We start from the raw sequence: 17,265 nt of genomic DNA on the forward strand, positions 1-17,265 counted from the left end.
TCCAAGGAACTCGGTGTTCCAGTTCAAATGACCTTTTCAGGTCGCACAGCTCCCGCTAGAATCTTTGATTTAGCGGGAGAGAACGTCACGTTGTCGTACCCCTTTTTCGGAGCGATCGCCAATATAGACACCAACAATCTCACTTGTGTCAATATCAATAGCCAGCCAAATTCACGGACTACCAATTTTTGAAATGCGATCGCAAATCGTTTTCTCAATCTGGTTTTGGGATCGCTTTCTCCTTCCAATACCTTAGCTTTAGCCAGAGCCAACTTAACCCCGTTTGGGTTTGCAAGGTAGCCTGTGGAAATTCTTGCTCGCTTGGTGTCGGGCTGACCTTCCTTTCTAGGCAACGTGCCTACAAGTCGCAAGCGGTTGTGATGTTGCTCGATTTTGATGCGATCGAGTTGGCTGTTGGCCTTTTGTAACGGGTTTTTTTTCGGGGTCATAATGGGGGCAATTTTGGGAAAAACTATCACAATTATCTGTGATTTCTATTCCGGCCAAAAGCACCCTTAAAACGCTGAAATCAGTGGGGGCGGAGAGACTTGAACTCTCACGACCGATAAAGGTCAACGGATTTTAAGTCCGCAGCGTCTACCATTCCGCCACGCCCCCGAGTTAAATTTTTTGACGAGTATTTAGCATAACAGATTTTGTAGCAAAAAGGATCGGTCACGATCGCAATTTTTTATTTTTCTTTCCAGCCCCCCCTTTTTCAAGAAAAATTGACTAGAATAGAATTGGTTTAGCTGCGACGTTGGTGACTGCCAATATAGTTTTTAGATCTATGTTTTGATAATAAGGGCGTCCTCAATCGCTTGCGCGGCAGTAAACTGAGCTTGTACTCAGAAACTTTAAGCAGCAGGCACCGACACCCACCTGGGTTTCCCAGGTCAAAAACTGAGGTAAGACGGCGAAGCGGCGAACCAATTTTTGAAAAGTTCCTCTAGTAACGCACTAGGGGAATTTTTTATTCAGTTACCAGTGACGGATCGAGGCGATCGCAAAAAAATAGGGACATTGTTGAGAATGCCCCTAAAGAATTGAGATTCAAAGATCGGCGAGATATTTGTCCAAGGCATCTCCCACCAGTTGCGTCATGGAAATATTCTTTTCTTTGGCAGCAATTTTGACGCGATCGTAAATCTCGTCGTAAATTCCCACCCGATAGCGAATTTTACGCCCTTGGGGACGGCGAGATTTCGGGGTTTGGGAGTCTGGTTGGTAATTTTTTCCATACTCTCGCAAGGCATCAAACCCGACGCGATCGCAGAATACGCCAAAACTCTCTCCAGTTTGCCGTTCTGTTTTGAAATAGACAAAGAGAGGTTCAAGGAAGGTTTCCAAGTCATCAATGGGCATTTTCTGCACGAAAGGACGCGCTAAGGTGGTTTGATGGGGATCGCCTCCCAGCCAAACTTGATAGGCGTTGGGCATACTGCCTACAAATCCCAGTTCTGCCATATAGGGACGGGCGCATCCATTGGGGCATCCTGTCATGCGAATGACAATTTCTTCATTGCCCAGCCCTAATTTCTTTAATAAGGCTTGAATGCGGTCTAAAATTCCCGGTAATGCCCGTTCTGATTCGGTAATGGCTAAGCCGCAGGTCGGGAGGGACGGACAGGCCATGGCATAGCGAGTCAAGGGTGCGATCGCTTCGGGATCGATAACAATGCCATGTTGCACCAATATCCCTTCAATCTTCTCGCGAACTTCGGGGGCAATTTCGGCTAAAACAATATTGTGGTTCGCCGTGAGATACATGGGAGTCGCAAACGTGCTGACAATTTCTTTTAAAGCGGCTTTTAAGCGAAATTCTCCTTCATCTTTAACCCGCCCATTTTCTACGGACAGCCCTAAGAATAACTTGCCGTCTCCCTGTTCGTGCCAGCCCAAATAATCTTCATATTTCCACTCGGGCAAAGGTTTTGCAGGGGCGATCGCTTTACCGAAATACTTTTCAACTTGGGTTTTAAACTTGTCTACCCCCCAATCGTGAAGGAGGTATTTCATTCTTGCATGGCGGCGTTGTTTGCGATCGCCATAATCTCGCTGAGTGGCGACAATGGCTTTCAACAGATCGTAAACGTCTTCTTTGGCCACATAGCCGATCTCGTCGGCCATGCGGGCAAAAGTTTCCTCTTTATTATGGGTGCGTCCCATCCCACCTCCAGCAAAGACGTTAAATCCTTGCAATTCCCCGCCATCGTCAGCAATGACGACCAAACTCACGTCATGGGTATAGAGGTCGATGGAATTATCTCCCGGTACGGTGACACTACATTTAAACTTGCGGGGCATGTAGTGGGTGCCGTAAATGGGTTCTTCTTTATCGTGGATAATTGTCCCATTGCCGTTGCGCTGTCTGGCAGCTTTGACTTCTGAGGCTTCTTCCCCACTGATAACTTTTTCTCCATCCAACCAGATTTCATAATACGCCCCGGTTTGCGGTGTTAAGAGATCGGCAATCTTATTGGCATATTCCCTTGCTAACACATAGTTGGGACGGTTTTTGTAGGGGGCTGCCGGTGCCATGACGTTACGATTGAGATCGCCACAAGCCCCTAACGTCGATCCCATATTGTGGACGATCGCACTAATAACAGTCTTTAAATTCTTCTTGAGAATGCCGTGAACTTGAAAACCTTGGCGAGTGGTCACTCTCAGGGTGTGATTGCCGTATTCGTCTGCCAAGCGATCTAAAGTTAAATAAAGTTGCGAGGGAATGTACCCCCCCGGGCTGCGGGTTCGCAGCATCATTTGATAGTCTTTTTCTTGCCCTTTGACTCGATTATCTCGATTATCTTGTTGATAAGAGCCATGAAATTTCAGGATTTGAATGGCATCTTCGGTGAAATGAGTCGAATCGTTTAACAGTTCCGTTGCTAGGGGTTCGCGTAAGAAATTACTGCGTTCTTTAATGCCTTCCAGTTTAGAAACTTTGGGGGGGGCGATTGGTGTTTGAACCATAGGAAATTAAATTAGTGCGATCGTTTTCGCAGTTGTTTTGACAAGGAAACGCCAGAATTCCTAGGTTTTCCGGCGTTTTCAGAGTCTCTATTATACCAACCCAGCGAGCGTGCGATCGCACTTTATAGTTTACGAATTTTTAAGCTAGAATTTGTATCCGACTCCACCTTGAAAACTCAGGGCATCGGCGGGACTATTTTCATAGGCATCAATACCCCATTTGGTATCGCCATAAACGATGATACTGTCGCCCAATTGTGCTTCGCCGCCGGCAGTCAGAACCACAGAATTACGATTGCCGAGGGGAGTGGGTTGTCCATCTGCTTCTACGAAAGAATAGCCGCCTCCCACGTAAACATTAGCGTTATTGGTAATGGGAATATCGTAAGAAACGATCGGCATCAGGGCGCTGGTTTCGTCGCTAAAGAGAATTGCGCCTCTGACGGAAACGGGGGCTTCGGGAATGGCAAAACGCCCTTGAATGTTGCCGCCAAAGGTAGCAGCATCCCCAGTTTGTCCGCCATTGGTTACGCCAGCAGAAACCCCAACCCCGATATAAGTAGCATCGGTTCCGCTTGGGGTATTTTCTCCGGCCAAGGCTGTATTGGCCGAGAATATAACTGTCGAAATTGTGGCGATCGCGATCGCGCCTTTGATGAGAAATCTTTGCATTTTGAGAACCCTCAATTGTTTATCGCTGATAACTATTTTGTCGGTTCAAAAAGAGGAAAGTTCCCGATTTATAGGCAGTGTGACGCTTATAAAAGATGCACAATTGTTGGTTATTTTAAGTGCTTAGATTGTAGGTTTAAATGGGAACTGTGTTCTCCTAATCTCCAATTTTATCCGGTTTAAAGATGCGATCGCAGGCTTTTTGAGGTCTGCGATCGCTTTTCCCTAAATAATTATTAATCCAGATGCGATCGCCAAATTTCATAACCGCGATTGTTTAAATGAATGCCATCTGTGGTGAGATCCGAGCGCAATTCTCCACCCTCGCCTGCGAAGAAAGCATGGATATCTAAAAATACTCCACCCTCGCGACGAACAATTGCGGCTAAGTTTTGATTTAAGCGACGAATGCGCTCGTTAGAAATCGTGGCAATCTGGGTGGGTAAAATAGATTGAACGACGATTTCTCCTTGGGGATGATTCCGTTTTAAACCTTGCACGATTGCTTGGACGTTATTAAGAATTATTGCATCGCTCTTGCCTTGAAGCAGATCGTTAGTTCCAGCCATAACATAGATTTTGCTGGGTCGCGTTTGGGCAAAAAAGTTCAGGCGATCGCGAATTTGCCCGGAATTTTCCCCGGAAATACTTTGGTTGAGCCAAAAACGATTCTGCGGTAAAAGATGGCTGGGAAACCATAAACTCAGAGAATCTCCCATTAAAATATTCAGGTGATTCGTACCTTGACCTCCCGCGATCGCTTTGCTTTCTCTCGATAAGAGGGTTTTCCATTGCTGATGAGTGGGAGAGGCGATCGCTTTGCGCCAAAGTTCGACAAAACTTCCCGGACGCAAGCGGGTGTAGAGTTGTCCAGCCTTGAGGGCTGCAAGGCGCTGTCGGTACAGTTGAGCGCCAGATTTGGGGAATATTGGAGACTCGGGCGATCGCATTAATTTGTGGGTTTTCTGCACGTCTATCGGGGAAAATTCGGGAAATTCGCCGGCATCTGGGATAATTTCCGGAGCGGTAGCAATCGCTATATTTTGTTGAGAATTAGAGAGGCGATCGGGGTTCGGAGAGAGGGGAGAAACCCAAAAATCCGACTGCCAAAGTGCGGGAAGTTCGGGTAAGTTGGCAGACAGAGATAATAAACCGATCGCGAATAAATAGGGATCGCTCATTGCTAAAAACCTTGAATTCATCGGATAATCCATATAACAGCAATTTTTCCGAGAAGTCAGGACAGATTGACAATATACCGGGAAATTAAATGTTACTTTCTCGTTTTTAGATGGAGGATAAGAAAATCATATTTTGTCTTCATATCTCTCATTCTGGATTTTGTCTTTTTCTTTGCAAATTCCAGTCATTACGAATAGACTCATTATTGACCAACCAAAAGCAAGAAGGCGATCGCCTCAATTCATATTTGCTTATGTTTCCCACCCTTTAAAAGTTACAATTCATTAAAATGTATGCTTGCTGACAAAGCATTCTCTAATATTGTGAAATAACTCGTAGAGTTTAACCATTTTAGCCTCTAAAATTTCTGCTTACCATGCTGATTACTCGCCAACCCGTATTTAAACGCTTCTGGTATCCCGTAATGCCTATTTCTCAGTTAGCAGATGCACCTCAAAGTTTTGTTTTACTGGGAGAAAAACTGGTTTTGTGGTTGAACTCAGACGGAAAAGCGATCGCGGGACGCGATCGCTGCTGTCATCGTTCCGCACAATTATCTCTCGGAAAAGTAAAAGATGGCAATATTGCTTGTGCTTATCATGGTTGGGAATTTGATGCAACGGGCAATTGCATCCACGTCCCACAAATTAATGATAAGGCACAAATTCCCAAAACTTATAAAATTAAAACCTATCAATGTCAAGAAAAGTATGGTTATGCGTGGGTTTGTTTGGCAGACGAACCCTTAAAAGATATCCCGCAAATTCCCGAAGCGAATCAGGGCGATTATCGCCTCATTCCTGAATTTTACGAAACGTGGAATTGTGCGGGATTGCGAGTTATGGAAAATGAAATGGATTTGGCTCATCCTACCTACGTTCATACAACAACCTTTGGCAGTACAGAACATCCTATTCCCGATGAAATGGAGATTCACGACACAGATTACGGCATCAAAGTTAAGGCAAAATTAGGAGTTGTCAATCCAGAATTACAACAAAAAAATTTAAAAATAGAGGCGAAACAAACTCATCGGACTTTAGATATTGATTGGTTTATGCCTTTTACCTGTTTGCTGCGAATTAATTATCCCAATGGACTGACTCATATTGTTGTTAATACCGCGACTCCTATTGATGATTCTTCTTCGCAAATCGTGCAATTTTGTCTGCGAAATGATACAGAAGAACAAACTAAAGCCGCAGATGCTGTTGCCTTCGATCGCCAAGTTACTCTCGAAGATAAAGCTATTTTAGAATCGACTGATTATGATGTACCTTTAGAGGTTAAAAAAGAACAACATATGATGACCGATAAACCGGGCATTCTCATCCGCCATAAAATTTCCGCCCTCCTCAAAAAACATGGGGAAACAGAACAAATAAATTAGTTGTTAGTGATTGGTGATTTACCAAAAACAGCTTTTATTGTACAATTCATATGAACAATAGAGGCCATTTTAATTGAGACATTATGGCAATGCAATTAATACCGCTTTATAATATTATCGTCCCCAGAGTGCATTTTTGTTAAAAGTCAATATTGGTTTAGGAGGGCAAATCATGCCATCTCGATTCTACAAATATTTCTTTTCGTGTGTTGGTGTAGCCGGTTTAGCTGGAGTCTGGGTTTTATCTCCCCAACTCGGTCAAGCGGAATCGATCGGAGATCGCGATCGTTCCAGCAACAAAACACAGTATCTCGCACAAGCCTCTGACGTTCTTTCTGTTTTGAAAGGACTGCCTCAACCGAGTGGAATTACCGGCAATATTTCCGAGCTTTTTAGTGCGAATGCCCACGGTCAACAATCTCTCAATTTTCAGGCTACTCTCAAGCCCGATGATGCCGTCGCTTTCTATCAAGAAAAGCTGGCTGAAAAAGGATATGTCGAGCGAACAATTAACAGAGCAACGGGAGCATGGGGATTTAATTTAGTCTTCGATCCCCCCGATAGTGTTAATTTAACGCCCGCAGATGCGTCTAAAAGCGTTGCTCTGGTCTTACAAGGAACAATGCTTGGACCCGATACAATCAATATCAACGTGCGCTTTGATGAACTCTAACTAAACTAGAATGGGTTGGATTTTGATATGGAATCCAACCCATTCTAGTTTAGCGATCGCAAATTTACGCTGATTCTCTTTCTATTATGGCTCTTAATTCTGCTTCACTGAGTTGCGGAATGCCTAATTTTTCAGCTTTTTCTCGTTTCGATCCGGCATTTTCACCCACAACAAGATAATCTGTTTTCTTGCTCACGGAACTGCTAACTTTTCCTCCTGCTTGCTTAATTAATGCTTCTGCTTCTTTGCGTCCTAATGTTGGCAAAGTTCCCGTTACAACTAATATTTTGCCCGCTAAATCCCCCGTTGTGGTAAAATCTAGGGTAGATGATAAATTGGTCGTATTTTGTGCAAAATTCAATCCTGCTGCTTGGAGATTTTCCACAAGGGTCGTATTTGCAGGGTTTTGAAACCACTCCCAAACCGATCGCGAAATTTCTAAGCCAATACCATGCACGTTTTCGAGGTCGTCGATGGACAATTTTGATAATTGCTCGATCGTTGTAAAATTATCGGTTAATAACTCAGCATTTACTTTCCCCACGTAACGAATGCCTAAACCGTATAAAACTCTCGCATAGGGCTGTTTTTTAGAGTCTGCGATCGCATCAACTAATTTCTCAGAAGATTTCTTGCCCATGCGTTCTAAATCAGACAGTTGTTCGCTGGTTAAAGTGTAGAGATCCGCAACAGATTTTACGAGGTTGTTGGCGACAATTTGTTCGACGATTTTCTCTCCCAAGCCGTTAATATCCAACGCATCCCTCGAAGCCCAATGCACTAAACTTCCTCGTAAAATCGCGGGACAAGAACTGTTAACGCAGCGAGTCACGACTTCTCCTTCTGGACGGACTAATTGAGAGCCGCATTCGGGGCAATTTTCCGGCATTTGGTAAGGAGTGGTATTCACAGGACGCAATTCTAGTAATACTCGTAAAACTTCAGGAATAATCTCTCCAGCTTTGCGAATAATCACCGTATCCCCGACGCGAATATCTAACTCGGAAATGCGATCGCGGTTGTGTAAAGTTGCCCGTTGTACCGTTGTCCCTGCTAACTGGATGGGTTCCATAATTGCCATGGGGGTCACGGCTCCCGTTCGTCCAATATTGACGGTAATGGCCTTAACTTGAGTGGGGGCTTCTTCGGCAGGATATTTCAACGCGATCGCCCAACGGGGAAACTTTTGCGTAAAACCCAATTGAGTTTGTAAAGGGACAGAATTGATTTTTACGACGGCCCCATCGGTCAGATAAGATAAGGTTTTTCTTTTTTCATCCCATTCTTGAAAATAGTCTGTTACTGCTGCGAGAGAAGAACATAACTTGCGATTGGGATTGACGCGAAAGCCTATTTGTTGCAGAAATTCTAAGGCTTCCCATTGAGTTTCCGGCTGAATTTCAGGATGATTGGGTAAATGTAAAGTATAGGCAAAAAAGTCTAAGCGTCGCCGATCTACGACATGAGGATCCAATTGTCGCAAAGTTCCTGCCGCCGCATTACGCGGATTGGCAAATAAAGATTCTCCTGTTTTTTCTCGTTCTTGATTGATGCGATCGAATTCATCAATGGGTAAAAAAGCCTCACCGCGAACTTCTACCAATTCCGGTGGATTGGCTAAATTTAATCGCAAAGGAATACTGCGAATCGTGCGGACATTTTGGGTGATATCTTCTCCCGATATCCCATCTCCTCGCGTCACTCCTTTTACAAACAGTCCATTTTCATAGGTTAATGCTAAAGCAGAGCCATCAATTTTCAGTTCGCAAACATAACTAAATTCTTCAATCTCTGAGACTTGACGCTGCCATCGATCTTGCCATTTTGTTAACTCTTCTGTATTAAACGCATTTTCTAAACTATATAGGGGAATATTATGACGCACTGAGGTAAATTGAGTCGCCGGTCGATCGCCGACGCGCTGAGTGGGGCTATCGGGAACAATGAGGTCAGGATATTGAGTTTCAAAGTCTTGTAATTCCCGATAAAGGCGATCGTAAACGGCATCTTCCATGATGGGATCGTCGAGGACATAATAGGCATATCCTGCCTTTTGTAATTGTCGGCGCAATTGTTCGATCCGGTATTGAATTTCCTCTGATACCGCCATTACTTCAACCTCCAATAATTTCTGAGAATAGACAAAAAAAGTACAATAATATTATACAGATACCTCATAATAAATAATCTATTTATTTTTGCGCTTTAATGAGAAAAACTCGAGCAATATCAGGAACATGACGAGGAGGAAGTTTTTCGCTATAGCGTCCAAAATTTGCATTTTTATCTCCGGGCTGCATGACGCGAGCCTCCCAACCATAATCTGCTAAAAATGATTCTGGATCGTCGATTCCAGATTTAAAATAGCCTTGATAAGGTTCATAATTTAATGCTTTGCGATTGATTAAGTCCAATCCTAATTTGCTACCCGGTACGGTTAAATCTGAGACGATTGCCAGTAATTCTTCGACTTCTTGTGCTTCGAGATACATTAATAATCCTTCTAATAGCCAAATCGAAGGGCGATCGCGTTGATAGCCTTGCTCTAAGAGAAGATGCGTCCAAGGTTGAGTTAAATCCGCCGCGATCGCAATACGCTGACAGTTTGGGGAAACTCCCCCGAGAACACTCTCTTTGTATTCTAAAATCCCAGCAAAATCCAATTCGTAAAGATGAGTATTTTCCGGCCAAGGAAGGCGATATGCCCGCGTATCCATGCCTGCAGCCAAGAAAACAACTTGAGAAATTTCGGTCATTGCTTCTCGAAAAAAATCATCAAATAATTTTGTCCGAATCGCGAGATAAGCAATATCTCGAGACTGGGATTTGATATCGGCAAACTCGAGAGCATCTTTCCCGGCTAATTGTGCTGCAAACGGATCGACAAATAGCCGATCGCTTCTGGCTGTTTCTTTGGCTCGCAAAGCTGCCATGAGACGAGCAGAAAAAGGAATAAAGGCTTGAGGCATGAGTTTGCTTTGTTGTGCCATAGTTTAACAATATTGCGATCGTGTTTATTATAACTAACTCCCATTTTTTCTGCCTTCAAAAGTTTCTTTTTAAAAAGTTCCAAATTGCCACGATCGCATCTTCTAGTTTTGCCATGATTCGATCGACGAGTTTCAGGATTTTTTCGAGGGGATGTTCTACATATCCTGTTATTTTCGCATCGACTTCTAGTGAATTTTCCTCGGAGTCGAGTGGGTTTGAGGTTTTGCTTAGTTCATTTTGAGGTGGAGAAAGGCGGTTTTTTTGAGGATCGGGATCGGCAGACATAGAGACTGATTTTTGTAAGGATAAAGAGTGAGGATTCTGATTCGAGACTGATAGTGACTGGGTTTTAGAGTGAGGGTAAAATTCTTGCATTTCTCGATCGGCGATCGCCACTTCTTGGGGAATGGAGGGGGTAAAATTTTCTCGAGCGCGATCGTAGAGTTCTTCCCATGCCAACCAAGGCTCTTCCTCAACATTAGAAGCAGGCAAAGTCTGATTTTTGGACATCCCGAAGAAATAATCCATCGCCGCACGTAAGAGAAATTGGAGTTTGGCAAGGCGATCGCTATCATTTAAGTTCGATTTTCGCGACTCCTGCCACCAAATTCCTAAGCGATCGCGCCAACGATCTTGCTGGGTTTCCCAAAGGGCGATCGCTTCATCCACCTCAACAACCAGATCGGTGACGGGAGGCGGTGGCTGCCAAAGTTCCGCCGATCGCGCAATTTCAATTGCACCAGTGTTTGTCTCTGAGGTAGCAGTGATTTCCTGCCATTGGGGGACGATCTGCGCCTCATTAAACAAGTCGATCGCGATCGCGATCTGGCTTTGTTGTTCCCAACGCATTAGTTGCCAAAACCAGCGCAAGGGGGGAAATACATGAGGATTGACGGTCAAAGCAGGGGGAATTAAATATTGTCGCACTTTAACTCTTTGCAAGTATTGTCGATAGGCATAGTCGGCCAATTCCCAGCGAATGGTTTGTTCGAGACTGGTTTGCTGTTTTTGGGTGAGAATATCGAGGGATTGATTGTCAACGGTTGCCAAAACTAAATGATGTTGGTTTAGCGTCGAGGCAATACCCCGAATGCGGTGTGCTTTATCAGTTTTCGGGGCTTGAGGAGGGATGTTAGAAGAAGGTGCAATCTGAGGGGTATTTGCACTCCAGAAAACTGGCGGGGCAAAGGTTTGAATTTCGTAGTTTCCGGGTAGGGTTTCGAGGAGGGGTTTAACGCGATCGAGAGTTTTCCAAACGGGAGTATCGACGGGAATATAATCTTCTGAGTTCGTTTTGCCGGTTTCTGGGAGGGGAATGGGGGCAACTTTTTGTTCCAGTTTCCGAACCAAAGCGCGTCCGGCTTGAGCAACAAGGTAAGCTGGATAAATCAGAATTTGCGCTCCCCATATTGCCGTTGTTTTTGCTTGGCGAAAGTTTTTCGCAAGGCGATCGCCCAGCACGATCCTCTGGCGGTTGAGAAAGTTAAACAGACGACTTTTATAGGGACGCGGCGAGGAAGTCATTTCAGTTATCAGTTATCAGTTATCAGTTATCAGTTTCAACCGCTAACAGCGAGAGGCTTGATATTTTATTGTTTTGATCGTGGGAATTGAGAATACCTGACTCTCATTCTCCCACACTGAGGAGCGATCGAGGTACAGGGCGATCGCATCTTTACGGGTTTATACAGATTGGCAATTTGGGTTAGTATACATTTGGTGCTTTTGTTCGCAAATTATGCCCGATCTCAAAATCCCTCAACCTCCCACCTTTACGACGGTAGAAGCAGAACGAGATTATCGCAAAAGCCATTTAGCCGCCGCTTTTCGCCTCTTTGCCCGCTATGGTTTTGATGAGGGGGTAGCGGGACATCTAACCGCCCGCGATCCCGAATTAACCGACCATTTTTGGGTTAATCCTTTCGGCATGTATTTTGGACATATCTGCGTTTCCGATCTGGTTTTGGTTAATCATCAAGGGGAGGTCGTTGCCGGCGATCGCGCGATTAATGCCGCCGCTTTTGCCATTCACGCCCAAATTCACCAAGCCAGACCCGATGTTATCGCCGCAGCCCATGCTCATTCTCTCTATGGTAAAGCTTGGTCGAGTCTGGGCAAACTCCTCGATCCCCTCACTCAAGATGCTTGCACGTTTTACGAGGATCATTCCCTCTTCGATGACTATACTGGAGTCGTTTTAGACCCTACAGAAGGCGATCGCATTGCTGCAACGTTAGGCGACAAAAAGGCACTGATTTTACGCAATCACGGCTTATTAACCGTCGGTCATTCTGTTGATGAAGCCGCATGGTGGTTTATCACGATGGATCGGAGTTGCCAAGCGCAATTAATGGCTGAAAAAGCAGGAAATCCCATTGCGATCGCCCCAGATATTGCCCGTTTAACCTGTTCTCAAATCGGCGGTCATTATATGGGCTGGTTTAGTTTTCAGTCGCTTTATGAGAAAATCGTCAGAGAAGAACCCGATTTACTCCAATAATAAATTTTTATATGACCGCCGCTTTACCCCACCAACACCAAAAAGCCAAAGCCTTAAAACCCGGAAGCCGTCGCCCCGCCAAAGAACTTTGTAGCGAGTGCGGTCTTTGCGATACTTATTATATTCATTATGTGAAAGAAGCCTGCGCGTTTCTCAATCAACAAATTGCCGAATTAGAAACCAAATTTCACGGGTCAAGCCGCAATCTCGATAACGAAAATGAACTTTATTTCGGCGTACATCAGGATATGATGGCGGCTCGGAAAAAACAACCCATTGAAGGGGCGCAATGGACGGGTATCGTCAGTACCATTGCTTGCGAGATGCTCGATCGCGGCATTGTTGAAGGGGTAGTTTGCGTGCAGAATACGAAGGAAGACCGCTTTCAACCCATGCCCGTGATTGCCAGAACCCCCGAGGAAGTTTTAGCGGCAAAAGTGAATAAACCCACGCTTTCCCCGAACTTATCCGTATTAGAACAAATCGAGCGATCGGGCATGAAACGCCTACTCGTTATAGGAGTCGGCTGTCAAATTCAAGCCTTACGAGAAGTCGAGGAAAAATTAGGTTTAGAAAAACTCTATGTTTTGGGAACGCCTTGTGTCGATAATGTCAGTCGAGAAGGGTTGCAAAAGTTCCTCGATACGACCAGTAAATCCCCGGATACTGTCGTGCATTACGAGTTTATGCAGGATTTTCGCGTGCATTTCAAACACGAAGATGGTTCGATTGAAAAAGTACCGTTCTTCGGTTTAAATACGAAGAAATTGAAAAACGTTTTTGCACCTTCCTGTCTCAGTTGTTTTGATTATACGAATGCTCTCGCGGATTTAGTCGTAGGATATATGGGTGCGCCTTTTGGTTGGCAATGGATTGTCGTTCGCAACGATATGGGGGCAGAAATGTTAGAGTTTGTTAAAGATCAATTGGAGACTCAGCCGGTATCTTCTCGGGGGAACAGAAAACAAGCGGTACAGCAAAGCATTCCCGCTTACGAACAAGAAGTTACATTACCGATGTGGGCGGCGCAATTAATGGGTGTGGTGATTGAAAAAATCGGTCCGAAAGGATTGGAATATGCTCGTTTTTCTATTGATTCTCATTTCACTCGCAATTATCTTTATGTTAAACGCAATCATCCGGAAAAATTAGAGGCGCACGTTCCTGAATTTGCGAAAAAAATTGTCGGTCAATATCAATTACCGGATGTTTAAACAAGATTGAGTTTTAGTCAAAGCGATCGCGTATTTGAGGAAAGAGTAGGAAAGGCGATCGCTTCTAAAACTAACAAACTGCAAAATCAGTTATTTTGCGTTTTTCTGGGGAATAAAACCCTAAAACAATTTTTTCTTTAGGAATTCCTCCTGCTAATAAGTCCCCTGCTATACCATCTTCTGTCCCGTCGCGATGAATCCAAATTTTATCATCGATAATTTCGATATGAATTAAGCAGCCATGAACCATTTTATCTCCATCTTTGCCAACAATCATTAATAGATATCGATTCTTTTCTCGGTCAAAAACGGTGTGTTTTTCTACTTCACCAAGAGAGTAGTGTAATTGAGCATAATCATCAATTGTTTTCCTAATTATTTGTTGATATTGAGTGGTGGTATCCATTTTAAAATAACCTCCTCATCTTTGTTGAAAATGACTAAATTTAGGCGCTTATTTTCTAGAAGTAGTTCGCCAATTGGTTCGCTAAATATTCCATGAAATGTATCTACATCTATCGCCAAATATAAAATTCTTTCTGGCTCTATTCTCTTGAGGACATCTTGATAGACAATATATTGACCAACAGCATTTTCTAGGTCAATCGCTATTATTGTAGCATTGCTAGGAGGCGATCGCGCGACGGAAAATCGCCACAAAATCAAAATTTTCTCCTATGATAGAGGAGAGAATTGAGACGCAAGAATAAGTGATATGAAAGCAACCCTTCGCAGACTATGGCAATTTTGCAATACACCTCTAGGCAAGTTAATGTCAGAGGATACTGTAAGCGGAGGTATTGACGCGGCGCAAGCGGTTTTGGAGTTGGCGGAGACGTTGGAGGAACAAGCGCCCAATTTAGAACAATTACAGCCGCTTCTCAGGCGTTGTTCGACGTTGTTGGATGTTCTCAATTCACCTTTAATGGAGGTGACAGAATCGGCGTTACCGTTTATTAAGCTTGGCACGGGGTTACTGAAATGGTATTTGGAGACAACAAAGGAAGAACCTTCTCTCGGTAGTACGGTAGCGATAATTTCTCAAGCGGCGTATTTGCAGAGTTTACGGGAAATTCTCAAGGAGGATGAGGGGTTACGAGAGCAAATTGAAGGAAAACCTCGCGCTTCTGGTGGACTAGCAAGGCAAATCGCAAAGTTAGGGGATTTTGAGTTAGCGGATAAGGAAGCGAGAATTGCACTGGTTTATTTTCACGAGTCGCAGTTGGCGGCGGAGTTTAATACGGTTTTGGTGGCGCGGTTACAGGAGGCGAGGATTGCAGAAGGTGAGGCGAAACGGGTGGCGGAGAAGGTGGCGCGGAATGCTGAATCTCATCTGTATGATGCTGTGGCGGCGGCGGGGGAAGGAGTGGAAAGGGTGCTGAAATGGTATCAGATGGAAGGAAAGGCAGTTTTTGAAAAGTATTTGAGTATCGAGACTTATCTCGATGAACAAATTGCACCCAAACCCAAGGAAACCATTAATGCCAAAGAAACGTTTACTTTTGCACAAATTTATGTGCCTTTGAAGGCGATTCCTTTGGATGCGAATGGGAAGGAAATTGGATATGCTGATGATTTTGTACTGGAAGAATGGGCGCGGAAAATGCTTGATAGCGAAGCAAAAGAGAAACAAAAACAAGTCATGTTTGTTCAGGGTGCGCCGGGACGAGGAAAAAGCGTATTTTGTCGGATGTTTGCGGATTGGGTGCGCCAACATTTACACCCGATTTGGACTCCGATTGTGATTCGCTTGCGAGATATTGAGGATTTTCAGCAGAGTTTTGAGGAGACGTTACGAGATGCAGTAAAAGCAGATTTTGCGCGGACGGATGAGGGATGGTTAACTGACAAAAATACTCGTTTTTTGTTTCTTTTGGATGGGTTTGACGAGTTGCGCTTGGAAGGGCGTAAAAGCGGCGGAGTTGAACGATTTATTCGGCAGGTTGGGGTATTTCAGCGAGATAGTTTACAAAATTCAGAAATGGGACATCGGGTGATTTTGACGGGGCGATCTTTGGCATTACAAGGAATTAGTTCTTTGCCGCAAAATTTGGCACGGGTGAAATTATTGCCGATGGATGATATTTTACAAGAAAAATGGCTGGAAAACTGGGAGAAGGTTGTTGATGATGATGCCACGACAGCAAAGAATAAAGTTAAAGCATTGCAAGATTTTTTGCGATCGCGTCATTGTCCTGAAACCGTGAAAAAAGAGTTAGCGAGAGAGCCTTTGTTACTGTATCTTTTGGCGGCGATGCACCGGGATGGAGCCTTGAAAGTTTCAGATTTTGAGGGGACGACGAGAATTCAAGCTAAGATTAAAATTTATGAGAAGTCTTTAGATTGGGTATTGAATGAACAGCGAGAAAGATGGTTACAGCAGCAGCTAACAGGGTTAGATATTAAGGATTTACAGCGTATTCTGATGGAGACGGGGTTATGCGTCGTGCAGTCGGGGGGAGAATATACGAAAGTACAGACAATTGAAAAGCGTTTGCAAGGAGAAAAGGGTTCTCTCAATTTAATCGATCGGATGCGAGAAAAAAAAGGAGATGAGGGTTTAAAAAATGCGTTGGCGGTGTTTTATTTGCAACCTGCATCGGGAGATAATGAGGGATCGGTGGAGTTTTTTCATAAGAGTTTTGGGGAGTTTCTTTGTGCAAAACGGATTGTAGAGAGTTTGGAGGAATGGACGCAAAAAATAACCATGAGGCAAAGGACAGAAGGCTTTCTTCGCGATTATAAGTATTTAGCAGACAAACTTTACGATCTGTTGGGTTTTGGAGGGCTAACGCCGGAAATCGTGGAATATCTGATGGGATTATTAATGGAAATTGAGGATTTTGATTATATTTCCTTGTTTCAACGTTTGGAGAATTTTTATGAATGTTGGTGCGAAGGAGAATATATTGATGCGCCTCCCAATGAAAACTACCCTCAGAAAAAAATGCTGTCTCTCCGAGAGACTATTACAAATAGCGAGAAAGTTTTGGGGTTACGACAAGTTGATGTTTATACAGGGTTGAATGTGATGATTTTACTGCTAGAATTGCATCGTTATGGACAAGCAAAAGAAGTACTGAAAGATAAAATTCATTTCTATCCTTGTGGAAAGCCCGATAATAATGGAGATTTAGAAGATAATACGAAACTTTTAAAAATTATTGGCTATAGTTCCTGTATTGGAGCATTTGGCTTTACTGTCCGGAAATTTCTCACTGGCGCAGATCTCACTGACGCAAATCTCACTGGCGCAAATCTCACTGGCGCAAATCTCACTGGCGCATATCTCACTGACGCAAATCTCACTGGCGCAAATCTCACTGGCGCATATCTCACTGACGCATATCTCACTGGCGCAGATCTCACTGGCGCAAATCTCACTGGCGCATATCTCACTGGCGCAAATCTCACTCGCGCATATCTCACTCGCGCATATCTCACTGGCGCAAATCTCACTGGCGCATATCTCACTGGCGCAAATCTCACTGGCGCAAATCTCACTGGCGCATATCTCAGCGATGAAATATGGGGAGATATTCGCTGGGATGAAACAACAAATTGGGATGGAGTTCGAGGACTGGAAACAGCGATTAATGTACCAGAGAAATTAAAACAACAATTGGGTTTAAGCTAACCCAACCTCAAATCAAAATACGATCGCTAC

At 44.1% G+C, this 17,265-nt stretch carries 14 protein-coding genes, 1 tRNA gene and 1 other RNA gene; 6 read left to right on the top strand and 10 right to left on the bottom strand.

Features of this window, described 5'->3' with window-relative positions:
* Positions 1-23: 23 nt before the first annotated feature.
* Together AC6RV6_RS17065 and AC6RV6_RS17070 are read right to left on the bottom strand one after the other, a co-directional pair.
* Entirely contained in the window at positions 24-449 is a 426-nt protein-coding gene (locus AC6RV6_RS17065) for a hypothetical protein (RefSeq protein WP_500242084.1), read from the bottom strand.
* An 84-nt stretch (positions 450-533) separates the two neighbouring features.
* Positions 534-618, bottom strand: a tRNA-Leu gene (locus tag AC6RV6_RS17070).
* A gap of 128 nt (positions 619-746) precedes the next feature.
* Here AC6RV6_RS17070 and ssrS point away from each other — a divergent pair.
* A non-coding RNA gene (ssrS, locus tag AC6RV6_RS17075) (6S RNA) lies at positions 747-932 on the top strand.
* 121 nt (positions 933-1,053) lie between these two features.
* Here ssrS and sir read toward each other — a convergent pair.
* The 3 genes from sir to AC6RV6_RS17090 form a co-directional block, all read right to left on the bottom strand.
* Positions 1,054-2,976, bottom strand: coding sequence for a sulfite reductase, ferredoxin dependent (gene sir, locus AC6RV6_RS17080; protein WP_500242085.1), 1,923 nt, complete (start codon positions 2,974-2,976; stop codon positions 1,054-1,056).
* Between the two features lie 144 nt (positions 2,977-3,120).
* Positions 3,121-3,648 carry a hypothetical protein gene (locus tag AC6RV6_RS17085; RefSeq protein ID WP_500242086.1) on the bottom strand — a complete coding sequence of 176 codons (528 nt, stop codon included), beginning with the start codon at positions 3,646-3,648 and terminating at the stop codon, positions 3,121-3,123.
* A gap of 236 nt (positions 3,649-3,884) precedes the next feature.
* On the bottom strand, positions 3,885-4,829 hold the full coding sequence (locus AC6RV6_RS17090; RefSeq protein WP_500242087.1) for a GDSL-type esterase/lipase family protein: 945 nt from the start codon (positions 4,827-4,829) through the stop codon (positions 3,885-3,887).
* Between the two features lie 377 nt (positions 4,830-5,206).
* Between AC6RV6_RS17090 and AC6RV6_RS17095 the strand changes: the two genes are divergently transcribed.
* Entirely contained in the window at positions 5,207-6,220 is a 1,014-nt protein-coding gene (locus AC6RV6_RS17095) for an aromatic ring-hydroxylating dioxygenase subunit alpha (RefSeq protein ID WP_500242088.1), read from the top strand.
* Positions 6,221-6,392: 172 nt separating this feature from the next.
* The gene (locus AC6RV6_RS17100) at positions 6,393-6,893 is read left to right on the top strand and encodes a hypothetical protein (protein ID WP_500242089.1); all 501 of its coding nucleotides are present in this window, start codon (positions 6,393-6,395) and stop codon (positions 6,891-6,893) included.
* A 64-nt stretch (positions 6,894-6,957) separates the two neighbouring features.
* On the opposite strand, the gene ligA is transcribed toward AC6RV6_RS17100, so the two are convergent.
* The 3 genes from ligA to AC6RV6_RS17115 form a co-directional block, all read right to left on the bottom strand.
* A complete protein-coding gene (gene ligA, locus AC6RV6_RS17105; protein WP_500242090.1) occupies positions 6,958-9,003 on the bottom strand; it encodes an NAD-dependent DNA ligase LigA in 2,046 nt (681 codons plus the stop codon).
* An 82-nt stretch (positions 9,004-9,085) separates the two neighbouring features.
* Positions 9,086-9,883 (bottom strand): SAM-dependent methyltransferase, encoded by a 798-nt coding sequence (locus AC6RV6_RS17110; RefSeq protein ID WP_500242091.1) that lies wholly within the window; start codon positions 9,881-9,883, stop codon positions 9,086-9,088.
* Positions 9,884-9,938: 55 nt separating this feature from the next.
* The gene (locus AC6RV6_RS17115) at positions 9,939-11,408 is read right to left on the bottom strand and encodes a hypothetical protein (protein WP_500242092.1); all 1,470 of its coding nucleotides are present in this window, start codon (positions 11,406-11,408) and stop codon (positions 9,939-9,941) included.
* A gap of 214 nt (positions 11,409-11,622) precedes the next feature.
* Between AC6RV6_RS17115 and AC6RV6_RS17120 the strand changes: the two genes are divergently transcribed.
* Both AC6RV6_RS17120 and AC6RV6_RS17125 read left to right on the top strand, forming a co-directional pair.
* Entirely contained in the window at positions 11,623-12,384 is a 762-nt protein-coding gene (locus tag AC6RV6_RS17120; protein WP_500242093.1) for a class II aldolase/adducin family protein, read from the top strand.
* Between the two features lie 11 nt (positions 12,385-12,395).
* Positions 12,396-13,598: a Coenzyme F420 hydrogenase/dehydrogenase, beta subunit C-terminal domain gene (locus AC6RV6_RS17125; protein WP_500242094.1), complete on the top strand. Its 1,203-nt coding sequence runs from the start codon at positions 12,396-12,398 to the stop codon at positions 13,596-13,598.
* 70 nt (positions 13,599-13,668) lie between these two features.
* Here the strand turns inward: AC6RV6_RS17125 and AC6RV6_RS17130 are convergent, their stop codons facing one another.
* A complete protein-coding gene (locus AC6RV6_RS17130; RefSeq protein ID WP_500242095.1) occupies positions 13,669-14,004 on the bottom strand; it encodes a XisI protein in 336 nt (111 codons plus the stop codon).
* Positions 13,974-14,264, bottom strand: coding sequence for an element excision factor XisH family protein (locus tag AC6RV6_RS17135; RefSeq protein WP_500242096.1), 291 nt, complete (start codon positions 14,262-14,264; stop codon positions 13,974-13,976). Before AC6RV6_RS17135 ends, AC6RV6_RS17130 begins: the two co-directional genes overlap by 31 nt.
* A gap of 49 nt (positions 14,265-14,313) precedes the next feature.
* Between AC6RV6_RS17135 and AC6RV6_RS17140 the strand changes: the two genes are divergently transcribed.
* Positions 14,314-17,235, top strand: coding sequence for a pentapeptide repeat-containing protein (locus AC6RV6_RS17140; RefSeq protein ID WP_500242097.1), 2,922 nt, complete (start codon positions 14,314-14,316; stop codon positions 17,233-17,235).
* Positions 17,236-17,265 lie beyond the last annotated feature (30 nt).

The sequence above is a fragment of the Spirulina sp. LEGE 11439 genome, assembly GCF_059821285.1.

Excerpts from the sequence above, each read along its gene's own strand:
- AC6RV6_RS17140 (WP_500242097.1), top strand. The coding sequence starts at position 14,314 with ATGAAAGCAACCCTTCGCAGACTATGGCAATTTTGCAATACACCTCTA.
- AC6RV6_RS17130 (WP_500242095.1), bottom strand. The coding sequence starts at position 14,004 with ATGGATACCACCACTCAATATCAACAAATAATTAGGAAAACAATTGAT.
- AC6RV6_RS17100 (WP_500242089.1), top strand. The coding sequence starts at position 6,393 with ATGCCATCTCGATTCTACAAATATTTCTTTTCGTGTGTTGGTGTAGCC.
- AC6RV6_RS17115 (WP_500242092.1), bottom strand. The coding sequence starts at position 11,408 with ATGACTTCCTCGCCGCGTCCCTATAAAAGTCGTCTGTTTAACTTTCTC.
- AC6RV6_RS17125 (WP_500242094.1), top strand. The coding sequence starts at position 12,396 with ATGACCGCCGCTTTACCCCACCAACACCAAAAAGCCAAAGCCTTAAAA.
- AC6RV6_RS17090 (WP_500242087.1), bottom strand. The coding sequence starts at position 4,829 with ATGAGCGATCCCTATTTATTCGCGATCGGTTTATTATCTCTGTCTGCC.
- AC6RV6_RS17065 (WP_500242084.1), bottom strand. The coding sequence starts at position 449 with ATGACCCCGAAAAAAAACCCGTTACAAAAGGCCAACAGCCAACTCGAT.
- AC6RV6_RS17095 (WP_500242088.1), top strand. The coding sequence starts at position 5,207 with ATGCTGATTACTCGCCAACCCGTATTTAAACGCTTCTGGTATCCCGTA.
- sir (WP_500242085.1), bottom strand. The coding sequence starts at position 2,976 with ATGGTTCAAACACCAATCGCCCCCCCCAAAGTTTCTAAACTGGAAGGC.
- AC6RV6_RS17110 (WP_500242091.1), bottom strand. The coding sequence starts at position 9,883 with ATGGCACAACAAAGCAAACTCATGCCTCAAGCCTTTATTCCTTTTTCT.
- ligA (WP_500242090.1), bottom strand. The coding sequence starts at position 9,003 with ATGGCGGTATCAGAGGAAATTCAATACCGGATCGAACAATTGCGCCGA.
- AC6RV6_RS17120 (WP_500242093.1), top strand. The coding sequence starts at position 11,623 with ATGCCCGATCTCAAAATCCCTCAACCTCCCACCTTTACGACGGTAGAA.
- AC6RV6_RS17085 (WP_500242086.1), bottom strand. The coding sequence starts at position 3,648 with ATGCAAAGATTTCTCATCAAAGGCGCGATCGCGATCGCCACAATTTCG.